Source organism: Staphylococcus sp. Mo2-1 (assembly GCF_046721385.1).
In the GTDB taxonomy this organism is placed as follows: Bacteria; Bacillota; Bacilli; order Staphylococcales; family Staphylococcaceae; genus Staphylococcus; species Staphylococcus equorum_A.
Window position 1 is genome coordinate 677,802 of the sequence record NZ_JBEUUK010000001.1, and the last position, 12,309, is coordinate 690,110.

A 12,309-nucleotide genomic window follows, 5' to 3' on the forward strand; every position below is an offset into this window, starting at 1 on the left:
GCGGGGGTTCAACGTTGAATGAAAATGAATTAACAACTTGGTTTATTTTCTCTGTTCTGCCTATTGCTATAGCGATAGCGACTTTTGCATGGAAGATAAGTAAGGATAAGAAAGATAATGAAAATCGTATTACTCGAATTGAATCCGAAGTGACGAGAAATACTGAAGATATTAAAGAAGTGAAAGACGAACAAAGACAACAAAGAGAAGAAATTAAAATAATATTGCAAATTAGTTCAAAGATTGACACTTTAAATTCACGTTTTGAAAACTTTGAAAATAGATTTTATGACAAACAAGATAATAACAACTAAGTCGTCTCATTGAGTCGGCTTTTTATTTTAAATTAACGGAGGTTTTTATATGGAACAAATTATCGCATTTGCTGGGATTATCTCAGTTATCACAATCGCATTAACAGAAGTTATCAAAAGAACGAAGACAATACCTAAGAACTTTATACCGATTGTTTCAATGGTAATTGGAATAGTCATAGGTGGCATCACAATATTTATACCTGAAATCGTCACAGAGTTATCAATAGCTGGTCGATTACTAGCTGGGTTAATTAGTGGCTTAATGGCAACAGGTATTTGGGAAACGTTCAAAAATAAAAATAATAAACAATCAAATCAATAATTACATGTGGTCATGACAGAGTAGTCATGGCCATAAATTATATTAGGAGGTCATTTAATATGGCAGAAACATGGAATGGTGTATCAGTTAGATACCAATTATTAACAATAGGAACAAGACGCCCAGGTAAGAAATTAAGAAAAGGTAAACCGGAATTTTTAGTAGCCCATGATACAGGGAACCCAAATTCAACAGCACAGAATAATGTAGATTATTACGAAAATACGCATAACATTCAACAAGGTATTGCGTCAGCGCATATTTTTGTAGATGAAAAAGAAGCGATTATTTGTATTCCTGTAGATGAAGTAGCTTATCACGTATTACCAAGTACACCAACTGACAATGCATGGTATGGCGTAAATGCAAATGATGGTGCTCGCAGGCATTGAGATTTGCTATTTCACAAATAAAACACGCTCACAAAAAGCATTAGATAATGGGGCGCGCGTATTAGCTTACTTAGCTGAATATTGGGATATTGATTATAAAACTGAGATGCCAGGACACCAAGATATCCAAGCAGATAAACAAGACCCTGGTAACGTTTTACAAGCAGCTGGATATAGTAGAGCTACATCTAATTTAGATAATATCGTAGCTAAGTATTATAAAAAAGTTGAATTACCAAATGAAAAAACGAAGTGGAATTGGGCAGGTACTTATTACCCACAACCTACAAATGATAAAGGGATTAAAGTACGTAAATCACCAACTACAAGTGGAACATTAGTCGATAAAAACTCATGGTTATATGATAAAAACGATTATGTTCCATTTGACCAAATTATAAAAGCTGATGGTTACTGGTGGATTCGTTTTAAATACGTAGCACCAGGTTCAAGCGATGATTATTTCTATTGTGCAGTATGTCGAATTACTGATCCACAAGAAAAAATTAAGAATGAAAAATACTGGGGAACTATCACTTGGAAATAAATATGAATTAAGTCGGCACATTGTGTCGGCTTTTTAATTTAATTGGAGGTAATATAATGGCAAATGCAGAAATGACAAAAAATGAATTTTTAGTTTGGCTAAATAATACAATAGGTAAGCAATATGATTTTGATTGTTGGTATGGTTATCAATGCTATGATTATGCAAACGCAGGGTGGGTCAAACTATTTCCTGGTACATCTTTACAAGGGGATTACGCCAAAGATATACACATAGATAATAAAGAAATGTTGAAAGACAAAGCTACAGTTTATAAAAATACGCTAGACTTTTTGGCTCAACCTGGTGATATGGTTATTTTCCCATATACATTTGGAGATGGTGCGGGTCATGTAGGTTATGTCATTTCAGCTACTTTAAATCAACTAACTATCTTAGAACAGAATTGGTTAGGTGGCGGTTGGACAGAAGGTCCAGAACAAGGGGGCACAGGTTGGGAAACTGTAACTCAACGTACACATCCTTATGATCCTAATATGTACTTTGTGCGCCCTAATTTTAAAGTTCCCCAGAAAATAACATGGAATTGGGCAGGGCGTTTTACTGCTAACACAACTATTAAAGTAAGGCGTACTCCTAGTTTAAGTGGAGAGATTGTTGATACTAGTTCATGGATTTATGCGAATGAATGGGTAGACTTTGTGAGTGTTACTAAAAAGGATGGATATTGGTGGATTAAGTTTAAATATCCTACTAATCCTAATGCTGGTTATTTCTATTTAGCTGTATGTAAGATTACAGATAAACAAGAAAGAATTAAGTATGAAAAGTATTGGGGTAGCATTGTGTGGAAATAGATGATATCGTTGACTTAGATATTTTGTGCCAAAAATATTTACAAACATTCTAACCACTGTAGGTCATCTCTTATTGAGGTGGCTTTTTATTATTGGTTGTAGTATACAAAATATTTTGATAATATGTGTAATAGGTATTTTCTGTCATAAATTTACCCACCAAGTGTTATTATGGCATCTCTTTAAGAGGTGTCTTTTTTATTTGCCTTTATAACGTTTGAATATAAATAAAATGGGAAATAATATTATAGAAGTGTAACATTCCAACGCTTCCTTTTGTTATGTGAAAATACTACTCTGTCCATGTAGTATTTTGTGTTAACCTAGAAATAGATGGTTTAACAACTATCAAATTTTATTTCTAATTACAACCACCCTTCGGGGTGGTTATTTTTTTGTTTAATAAATAATATAATGTGGTAATGTATATTTACAATTGTTGTTAGGCATATTGTAGCTACGTTTTAATATTTGTAGGGTAGGCACTCATGTGCTTTCCCTATTTTTGTTATAAATAATACCACTTCCATATATATTGTTTATAAGTTATAATTATTTATTATAGACATCATATTTAAATATATGATGAATAAGGAGTGGTGTTATGGATTATAAACCTTTAAAAAAGCTATTTCATATGTATGGTTGGGACAATATGGAAACTGAATACGAAATGCGAAGAAATAATTATTCTTCTTTTGTTACGGATATTGTTATAAATCCTATACAGAATGAAATACAACACCGTAATGTTAAATATCCATTGTTTTTTGTTATAACTAAAGAACTTGTATTGAAACTTGAAACTGTCTTGAAAAACAGTGCGAAAATCCAACAAATGTCATCAAGTTTGCCAGGAATAGCAAATGATGCATATATTAAGCATTTATTAATTAATGAATTGCAGAGCACTAACGAAACAGAGAATATCAGAAGTACAAAGAAAGAAATAGCAAGATCAATCAATAGCCATAAAGGTACTAATAAACGTTTTGATGGACTTGTAAATCAATATTTAATGTTGAAAAACAATGAAATGGAATTTAATAAAATTTCTGATATACGTAGAATATTTGATACAATGGTTTCAGACGAAATTAAGGAAAAAGATTTACCAGACGGAGATATGTTTCGAAAAAAATCAATAGGCGTATATGACCAAACTAAATCAAAATGGATCCATAGAAACGAATTTAGCGAAGCAGAGATATTTGAATATCTAACTCTATTATTAGAATTTATTAAACATTACAATGCTCCAGAAATTTATAAAATTATGGCAAGTCATTTTATGTTTGAATACTTACATCCATTTTATGATGGTAATGGAAGGGTAGGAAGATATATTTTAGCCAAATTATTAAATGACCATTTAGATTCATTTACAGCATTGACGTTTTCCTATGTGGTAAATAATAAAAAAACAAATATTACAAAGCGTTTGAAAATGCTTCTAATTTTTATAATATGGGTGAATTAACTAATTTTATTGAAGAAATGCTAAGTATTGTTATCGAAGGTCAAGAAAGTGTTATTGAGACATTTGAAAATAATATTGAAGTCATTACAAGATTAGGTAATTCACTTGAATCTAAGAAACTTAATAAATACGAATTCAAGATATTATTTATATTATTGCAAGATAAAGTGTTCGGTAGCAAATATTCACGAATTAGTTTAAAAGAGCTTCAAGAAATTGTTGGATTCTCAAGGAATAAAATAAACGAAGTTATAAAAAATCATCAAGATAAATTTATTAAATTGAAGAGCAATCCAGTGATTTATGAAATAAAAAATGACTATATGGAAAAATTACTTTCCGAATAATCCCCTTAACACTCACCAACTAGTGGGTGTTTTTTTGTGGTATAATATAATAACATGTACAAGAACATTTGAATTAACTATAATCAGTCCTATTTTTTCATATATACTTAAGCTAATCACCCACACATGTCACTGGGTGTTTTTTATGATTTTATACGTAAGATAGGGCGAAACGTTAAAAATGTACAAAAAAGTCACCTTAAATGCTATAATTAAATCCCTACTACTGTCTCCTAAAAATTAAAAAAGGAGATTTAATATGATAAATATTATTTCAGCAATTGGATCACTAGGAACTTTTATTATGGCGTTATTTTATTTTGTATCGGTATCAGTTCAACTTTATCAAATGAAAATTAGTTTTATACCAGCTTTAGGGTTTAATCAAATCCTTTTAGAGAAAGATGAAGATGAAAATTTGAATTTAAGAAATACAACTTCAAACACTGAGGAACATGAGGATTATTTAAAGTTATATAACCTTGGTGGAGGAGCTCGCTAAAAATATAACTGTTGAAGTTATGTTAGGTAAAGATAATGTAATTCAGAAGAAATATATAAATATGTTACCTAGTAAGGAAAGTTATATGTTACCTATTAATAAAACTGTATTCGATGAATTGGATGATACTATTCAAAATAATGGTTACGAATCAGATATGAATATTAAGCTAACATATTATCACAATGTGAGTAGAAAGAAACAAGAAGTAGTATTAAAAGGTCATATTGATAGTTTTAATACTTATGAAAATAAAGAGATATATGAACTACAATTTATATAAGTTTTTTATCTATAATTTGTTTCCAATAAGAAAATTGGGGTATTTAATTATCAAGCGACGTGGAACGCTTAACAAAGTTTAATAAATCAGCCTATCTGATTAGATAGGCTGTTTTTATTTATTTAAAAACACATTGAGTATTGGGTTATTATTTTCTTTTTCAACTCGATTAGCTACTTCTCTTGTGTTACAACCTATTTTTTCAATTTCTTTTTTATAATCCATATGTATTCTCCTCGATTGTCTGAATTTGTGTAACGATTAATTATAATTGGTTTTAAGAAAAATAGATATTAAATTGATTAATGCGAACAAGTGTTCTATTATATTCATGAGGTGATTAAAATGATTGTTAACCAAGATGCACCAGATGAATATAAATATGAATCCGATTATCGTAATATACCACGTGAATATTTAAATCCACGTATACCTGAAGGGCGTGGCATAGTTAAGTGGGCACCATTTTCCACAATACCTGAACAACATGAGCGTTTGAAAGAATATATGCAAGACCAAAATAAAATAGAAAAGCCCGAATTAAGCGATGACCAATTAAATATATTAAATGATACATTGATATTTAAAATGTATAACGATCCGACGATAGAAGTTAGGTATTTTGTGAAAGGGTATATACAAACAATAGAAGGTTACATACACAAAGTAGATGTTCATACACAATTACTCTATTTATATGAAGAAACTAGTTTAAGTAAGATAAATTTAAAGGATATAGTGGATATAAAGTAGCCCACCTAAATGAATAGATGGGGTTAACTATTTGATTTCTATAATATTTAAACCTTCTGAAAATTCAGGGGGTTCGAAGAAACTAGAAACATATTCGAAAGTTTCTTTAGTATCGAATTGTTCTCTTTCTGGTTCTTCACTACGTCTTATATTAATTTGTTTCAAACATTTATCATCACTTATATTGAGAAAAATTAATTGATGATTTGCATTAATTTCTGAAGCTACACTTAATAGCCATTTTCTTTGAGTTTTAGTGTTACCTGGAAAATCTAATACTACATTACTACCGACTTTTAAAATTCGGCTGGATGTGCTCTTTCAATAATGGTTTTATTAACTTTGAGTAACTTAAGTAATCATCAAAATCATTTATTTGATTTGGATATAATTTTTCTAACCATTCATCTTCAGACAATAAAACTGCATTTTCAGTTTGTTCTATTTCTTTAGATCTAGTAGATTTTCCGGCTCCCATTTTCCCTGATAAAAAATATAAAGTTCCTAAATTATTCAAATTTATGTACCCCCGAATTTCTTTTTTTGAAAAGCGTGTAAATGAGTTCTTCTTATGTTGATACTAATTATATGAAAAAGTATATTAACAAACAACCCACCCGCTCATTTATATGAATAGGTGGATGGGCTCACGTGTCAAATACGTGTCAAAATAGTTCGGTTTCTTTCTGTTTGCTCCGAAAGTAAAGGTAGCGAAATGCTTTAGTTATGCGCTTTTCGTCTAACCTCTAAAGTTTAACTTTGGTCTCCCAGGACACTAAGAGAATAAATTACATATTATTCAAAAAAGAACTCCGTTGCGACGGGGTTCTTTTTTAGGTTCTTTTTCAAAGAGCTAAAAAGATAATATATATATAGGGATACGATAAATGACCAAAAAAATACCAGATGAATTAACATCTGGTATAGTGGGATTTAATTTGAAATGAGTTACTTTATAGAGTGAGAAGTGGAATGGTTATTACGAATTGTTACTTATAATATATCAAATATTTCAAGCATATTTAATTTTATATTTAAATCACTAGGTGCTTTTTAATAAAAATATATAGGGATTTAAGAACTTCCCTTAAATATTATTCTAATTCATTTGATTGCATATCTGTTTTTTCATAATTCGACTGAGGAAAATCATCATAAAAATTAGTATCTTCGTCAATCCATGATGTGTTAATTTCATCTAGTTCTTGATTATAAAAATTATCTGTGCGTTCATCTACTTCAGTCTTATTTTTATCTTGTTCTGATTGTGAGTTAAGTTCTGAGTTAAGTTCTGAGTTAAAACTATTGTTTTCTTTTTTGGTAGGACTTTCGACTTGACTACGTGAGTTATTATCAGAGGTTATATCAGAATCTAAGGTTCTATTGTTGGTAGTTTGGACTAGTGAATTTCTTTCATTAGATATATTCATAACTGAATTATTTAATTCCTGTTCATTTTGATTATTCATTGCGATTTCTTTAATATTACCCAAATCAAAAATTACGCTTTTAATACTGAAGAAACTAGAAGAGACTTCTAATTTATTGTTTTTAGCTTTAATAATTTCAGAAGAAACATCAAAAACTACTTTTCCTTCTGTGATACTATCTGGATTTACCTGTTCAAGGAAGAAAGAATTTTGTATAGATCCATCTTCGCTTTGATTGGCAGAGATAGAAGCTTGAGAATCTGCTTCTAATGATTTTTTACCTGATTTTAACTTAAACATATTACTATCAATAGTTAAAGCAGTATTCCCTTTATTCTTAATTTTCACATCTACAATGATAAAAGTATCTTTAGGTGTTGTAGGTAAAATAGAAGGACCGACCTGTTTAGCAGTTTCAACATTATTAACTGTTACTTCTAAGTTTCCATTTTTAACAGTTTCTCCTAATTTATATATTTGTTTTTTATCGCTATCGCTATTATCACTAGATGTTGTTTTTTCATCATTATTTACAAAAATGGCTGTACATGCTGAAATTCCAATAATAATTAAAACAATTAAAATTAGAGATCCTCCACAACCAATAAGCCAATTTTTTCTTTTTTTACTAGCTGTGTACTTCTGAAATGCTTGGTATTTTTCCCATTCTGATTGAGATATTTTTTCTTGATGTTGTTTCATTCTAAGTTGCTCCTTTGCTTCTAAAATATATACTAAAGCATAAAATATGCTGAGTATTAAAGAACAATTCTCCCAATAACTCTAAAGTTGTTATTATCTTTTACATAGATGTACTCATAATAAGGATTAAAAGATACCAATTTCTAGTGTTATTATTAAATACGACTTTGTTAATTAATGCCGCATTATTTAACAGGACTAAAGCAATGGTATTGTTAATAACTTGATTTTGCTTATTAATGAAAAGAGTAGCTATCTTTATCCAACATTAAGTCCTTCATTAACTAACATACGACCAGCTATTTAATTCAACTTATATTCCTTAATTATTTTAATGTATTTTATACTTTTATTGTATATTTTAATTTTAAATAATGCAACGAGATAATGAAATAAAGGCTGGAATTATAAATTTTATCTAAATCAAATTCTATAGGTCGACAAAAGTAATAGTCTATAGATTAAAAATATAGTAAAATTAGAGCGAGCAAGTTGGATAGATGGTGGCTAATCTCAGTATAAAGTGAGGTGGTGCTTATGAAAGTGCCATTTAAATCTTTAGAAAGGAGACGCCTTGTGTGGTTTCAATTGTAGAAGCGCCGCACTTAATGTTAGGTTTCGGTACTTTCATCGTTACCTTATTAGGTTTAGTTATTACAATTGTTAAATTAAGCCATAAAAAATAACCTTCTATTCGCTTTGGTCGGCAGTAGAAGGTTATACTATAACTAGATACAGAGGCCACCGTCTTTTTAACGGGCTCAGTTGGGCGATACACGTATGGTGTGTTGTCCTTTTTCTATCTATAAATTACCACAATACAAAAATATTATCAATTGTTTAAGTCGGCATAGTCATGTCGGCTTTTTATTTTAAGGAGGAAAAAGTACGAATGCAAAAGTAATAGTAATCGTAAGAGTATTAAGTTTAATTTTTGTTTACACAATAAAACATAAGCTCTATTGTGTTCATAAGGTGCTTATATGATTATGAACCAAAACACACTTGGTGAATATAAATATGAATCTAACTACTGTAATCTATCTAGAGAATATCTCAAACCACGTATACCCAAAGGACAAGACATGGTTAAGTGGGCACCATTCGTTACAATGCCTGAACAATATGAAATGTTAAATCACTTTAAACAAGATCAAAACAAAATAGATATATACTAAATGATGAGCAGTGGAACGATTTAAACGATACTTTAATATTTAAAATGTATCATGATCCATCTATAGAATTACCATATTTTGTTGATGGCTATATTTAAACTAAAGAAGGTTATATGCACAGAGTAGATGCATACACACAAATATTACATTTTTATGAAGATATAGTATTAAGTAAGGTTAATTTGAAAGATATTGTGGAAATAAAATATCAGAAAAGATAAATTCATTGAAATTGAGAACTATAAGAATACACAAATCTAAACAAAATAAGTTGGTAGTTTTTAGTCTGAAAGCCAATAAATCGATAATGTTTGTATTTAGTTCAAAAGGGAAATTATTAAATGTTTGTAACGTTAATATGAAAAGGGGATTTTAAAGTATGGATAACTCAAAGAAAGTACTAGTAACAGGTGCTACTAGAGGAATGGGAAAAGAAATTTCAAAAGTATTAGCGGAGAAAGGGTATCATGTTATCATAGGTGCTAGAAGTTTACAAGATGGTCAATCTATTGTGAAAGAATTAAAGTTAAAAGGCTTGTCCGTGACTACAGTTCAACTAGATGTTACTGATATTAACTCTGTACAGAATGCGGCTCGAGAAATAAACTCTTTAGATGTTTTAATTAATAATGCGGGTATAGCTTTAGAAGCGTCAAGTCCATCTAAACTTGATGTCACTAAAGTGAAAAATGAGTTTGATGTTAATGTTTTTGGAGTTATGAATGTAACTTCAGCAATATTGCCGTTACTCAAAAAAGTGAAAGAAGCAAAAATCATTAATATGTCTAGTATGATGGGGTCTCTTAATTCAGCTTTAGATAAGGAATCAATCGTATATGGTGCAAGTGTCGCTGGTTATCAATCATCAAAAGCAGCTTTAAATATGTATTCTATTCAATTATCAAAAGAATTAGAAAAAGAAGGCTATGATATCACTGTAGATTTAGTTGATCCTGGAATGGTAGCCACGGAATTTGGAGGTCTAGACCCAGAAACTGCTAAACAAATGGGAGCAAACTCAATTGATGTAGGTATAAAAAGAGTTATTGATTTAGTAGAAAAAGGTAAAAATATTAAAAATATAACTTTTACAAATAATAATGGCGTTGTTCCTTGGTGATTTTGTGCTTTTCTTTACTATTATGACTAGACAAATATCATTTTAAACTCACCTAATTGAATAGATGGGTTCAATTAGTTTTTACGATAATTTTTGTATTTTTTAGACTCTATATATAAATTTTCAGTTTTTATACTTACTGTATTAGAATCACACATTGATTTTTGTATAGTAACTAAAAGTTTTGTACTTTCGATAAGATAGGTATTATAAAACTTGTTGAAATAGATAGTTGCTACAGGGTTTTTTTTAATCCTATACTTATCAGTTTGAAATATTTTGACATAACGCAGTGAAAAAAGGTCATTAAAAGTAATGGTCAGGTGATTAGAAAATATAGTAAAATTAGAGCGAGCAAGTTGGATAGATGGTGGCTAATCTCAGTATAAAATGAGGTGGTGCTTATGAAAGTACCGTTAAAATCTTTAGAATGGAGACGCCTTGTGTGGTTTCAATTGTAGAAGCGCTACACTTAATGTTAGGTTTCGGTATGTTCATCGTTACCTTGTTAGGTTTAGTTATTACAATTGTTAAATTAAGCTATAAAAAATAACCATCTCTAACTTTGGCGGTTTAGATGGTTGTTTTTAAAATAACTTATAATAATCTGTCACCGTCTTTTTAACGGGCTCATTGGGGCGATACACGTATGGTGTGTTGCCCTTTTTCTATCTATAAATTACCACAATATAAAAATATAATCAAATTCTATAGGGCGACAAAAGTAATAGTATGTAGAATAAAAAATATAGTAAAATTAGAGCGAGCGAGTTGGGTAGATGGTGGCTAATCTCAGTATAAAGTGAGGTGGTGCTTATGAAAGTGCCATTTAAATCTTTAGAAAGGAGACGCCTTGTGTGGTTTCAATTGTAGAAGCGCCGCACTTAATGTTAGGTTTCGGTACTTTCATCGTTACCTTATTAGGTTTAGTTATTACAATTGTTAAATTAAGACATAAAAAATAACCATCTCTAACTTTGGCCGGTTAAATGGTTATTTTTATATAAATTATCATTTTAAAGCCACCGTCTTTTTAACGGGCTCACTAGGGCGATACACGTATAGTGTGTTGCCCTTTTTCTATCTATAAATTACCATAATATAAATAAATAATCAAATTTTTATGAATCGTCTCATTGTATTGGCTATTTATTATAGATGTAACTAAATGAATGTAAAAATGTATGATATGGTATATTAAATATATAGATAATACAATATAATTAAAGAATTAAGAAAAAAGTATTTTTTATAGTTTTTTAAAACAAAATGGGGCGATGTCAATTAAGAGAGAATCATTTTATACATATGTTTTACCTGGAATCATCCTGATTATTATAGTATCTATAATAATATTCATACCAAAAGTTAAAGGGTATGAAGGCACTGAAAAGAAACCTTTAATTATTGCTCATAGGGGTGCTAGTGGTTATGAACCGGAACATAGCTTTCCGAGCATATAATAAAGCGATTCATGAAATGAATATTGACTATTTGGAACTGGATCTACAAATAACTAAGGATAATAATTTAGTCGTTATGCATGATGAATCAATAGATAGAACTACAAATGGAAAAGGCAAGGTAGAAGACTATACAATTGAAGAGTTAAAAAAGTTGAAGTTAAGAGATAAGAAAAATCGAAATTTGGAGGTTCCAACTTTTGATGAGGTTTTAGATCAATATGGTAACAATGTTAAATACTATATTGAGTTAAAAAACGCTAAAGATAATCCTAATATGGCACATATTACGGTAGAAAAATTAAAAAATAAAAAGTTATTTAACTCTAAATACATCGTTATACAAGCGTTCGATGATAAAGCTTTGAAAACAATTAAAAATGAGAATGAAAACATACCATTGGTCAAATTGATTTATGATAATGAATTAAGCAAATTAGATAATAATATGTTAGAAAATATAAGTAGTTATAGTTATGCAGTTGGAGTTTCGCATAAAAAAATAGATCGTAAGCTTATAGAAAGTGTTGAAAACAATGCTATGCAAGTACACGCATTTACTGTAAACAGTGGGAATGACTATAAGTCCTTGAAACAAATAGGAGTGAAAGGATTTTTTACAAATTATGGAGATGATATTGTAAAGTAATTAACA

The 12,309-nt window shown here is 29.7% G+C and carries 14 protein-coding genes and 4 pseudogenes; 16 read left to right on the forward strand and 2 right to left on the reverse strand.

The window, feature by feature from the left end; genetic code table 11:
• The first annotated feature begins 14 nt into the window (after nt 1–14).
• The 10 genes and pseudogenes from ABLV95_RS03535 to ABLV95_RS03580 all read left to right on the forward strand — a co-directional run bounded on the left by ABLV95_RS03535 (nt 15) and on the right by ABLV95_RS03580 (nt 5,761).
• A complete protein-coding gene (locus tag ABLV95_RS03535) occupies nt 15–314 on the forward strand; it encodes a DUF7365 family protein (RefSeq protein WP_411039099.1) in 300 nt (99 codons plus the stop codon).
• Between the two features lie 49 nt (nt 315–363).
• Nucleotides 364–639 carry a holin gene (locus ABLV95_RS03540; protein WP_411039098.1) on the forward strand — a complete coding sequence of 92 codons (276 nt, stop codon included), beginning with the start codon at nt 364–366 and terminating at the stop codon, nt 637–639.
• Nucleotides 640–698: 59 nt separating this feature from the next.
• On the forward strand, nt 699–1,031 hold the full coding sequence (locus tag ABLV95_RS03545; protein WP_460876421.1) for an N-acetylmuramoyl-L-alanine amidase: 333 nt from the start codon (nt 699–701) through the stop codon (nt 1,029–1,031).
• Nucleotides 1,012–1,125 (forward strand): annotated as a pseudogene (locus ABLV95_RS03550) (N-acetylmuramoyl-L-alanine amidase); the annotation flags it as partial. The gene ABLV95_RS03545 and the pseudogene ABLV95_RS03550, both read left to right, overlap by 20 nt.
• A gap of 150 nt (nt 1,126–1,275) precedes the next feature.
• A pseudogene (locus ABLV95_RS03555) lies at nt 1,276–1,578 on the forward strand (SH3 domain-containing protein); the annotation flags it as partial.
• A gap of 56 nt (nt 1,579–1,634) precedes the next feature.
• Nucleotides 1,635–2,396, forward strand: a complete 762-nt coding sequence (locus ABLV95_RS03560) for a CHAP domain-containing protein (RefSeq protein WP_427704869.1) — start codon at nt 1,635–1,637, stop codon at nt 2,394–2,396.
• 604 nt (nt 2,397–3,000) lie between these two features.
• The gene (locus ABLV95_RS03565) at nt 3,001–3,876 is read left to right on the forward strand and encodes a Fic family protein (protein ID WP_460876424.1); all 876 of its coding nucleotides are present in this window, start codon (nt 3,001–3,003) and stop codon (nt 3,874–3,876) included.
• Nucleotides 3,864–4,223 carry a hypothetical protein gene (locus ABLV95_RS03570; protein ID WP_460876426.1) on the forward strand — a complete coding sequence of 120 codons (360 nt, stop codon included), beginning with the start codon at nt 3,864–3,866 and terminating at the stop codon, nt 4,221–4,223. Before ABLV95_RS03565 ends, ABLV95_RS03570 begins: the two co-directional genes overlap by 13 nt.
• 259 nt (nt 4,224–4,482) lie before the next feature.
• Nucleotides 4,483–5,008 (forward strand): annotated as a pseudogene (locus ABLV95_RS03575) (hypothetical protein).
• A 345-nt stretch (nt 5,009–5,353) separates the two neighbouring features.
• Entirely contained in the window at nt 5,354–5,761 is a 408-nt protein-coding gene (locus tag ABLV95_RS03580) for a YolD-like family protein (RefSeq protein ID WP_460876428.1), read from the forward strand.
• A 27-nt stretch (nt 5,762–5,788) separates the two neighbouring features.
• On the opposite strand, the pseudogene ABLV95_RS03585 reads toward ABLV95_RS03580, so the two are convergent.
• Nucleotides 5,789–6,278: pseudogene (locus ABLV95_RS03585) on the reverse strand (AAA family ATPase).
• A 577-nt stretch (nt 6,279–6,855) separates the two neighbouring features.
• The gene (locus ABLV95_RS03590) at nt 6,856–7,893 is read right to left on the reverse strand and encodes a DUF4352 domain-containing protein (RefSeq protein WP_427704862.1); all 1,038 of its coding nucleotides are present in this window, start codon (nt 7,891–7,893) and stop codon (nt 6,856–6,858) included.
• 578 nt (nt 7,894–8,471) lie between these two features.
• On the opposite strand from ABLV95_RS03590, the gene ABLV95_RS03595 reads away from it, so the two are divergent.
• The 6 genes from ABLV95_RS03595 to ABLV95_RS03620 all read left to right on the forward strand — a co-directional run bounded on the left by ABLV95_RS03595 (nt 8,472) and on the right by ABLV95_RS03620 (nt 12,303).
• Nucleotides 8,472–8,579, forward strand: a complete 108-nt coding sequence (locus ABLV95_RS03595) for a putative holin-like toxin (protein WP_460872573.1) — start codon at nt 8,472–8,474, stop codon at nt 8,577–8,579.
• A 303-nt stretch (nt 8,580–8,882) separates the two neighbouring features.
• Nucleotides 8,883–9,071 (forward strand): hypothetical protein, encoded by a 189-nt coding sequence (locus ABLV95_RS03600; protein ID WP_427704860.1) that lies wholly within the window; start codon nt 8,883–8,885, stop codon nt 9,069–9,071.
• Between the two features lie 379 nt (nt 9,072–9,450).
• Nucleotides 9,451–10,191, forward strand: coding sequence for an SDR family NAD(P)-dependent oxidoreductase (locus ABLV95_RS03605; protein WP_427704858.1), 741 nt, complete (start codon nt 9,451–9,453; stop codon nt 10,189–10,191).
• 445 nt (nt 10,192–10,636) lie between these two features.
• Entirely contained in the window at nt 10,637–10,744 is a 108-nt protein-coding gene (locus ABLV95_RS03610; protein WP_427704856.1) for a putative holin-like toxin, read from the forward strand.
• Between the two features lie 304 nt (nt 10,745–11,048).
• Complete coding sequence (locus ABLV95_RS03615; RefSeq protein WP_460872574.1) at nt 11,049–11,156, forward strand: putative holin-like toxin; 108 nt, start codon at nt 11,049–11,051, stop codon at nt 11,154–11,156.
• Between the two features lie 466 nt (nt 11,157–11,622).
• A complete protein-coding gene (locus ABLV95_RS03620; protein WP_460876430.1) occupies nt 11,623–12,303 on the forward strand; it encodes a glycerophosphodiester phosphodiesterase family protein in 681 nt (226 codons plus the stop codon).
• Nucleotides 12,304–12,309 lie beyond the last annotated feature (6 nt).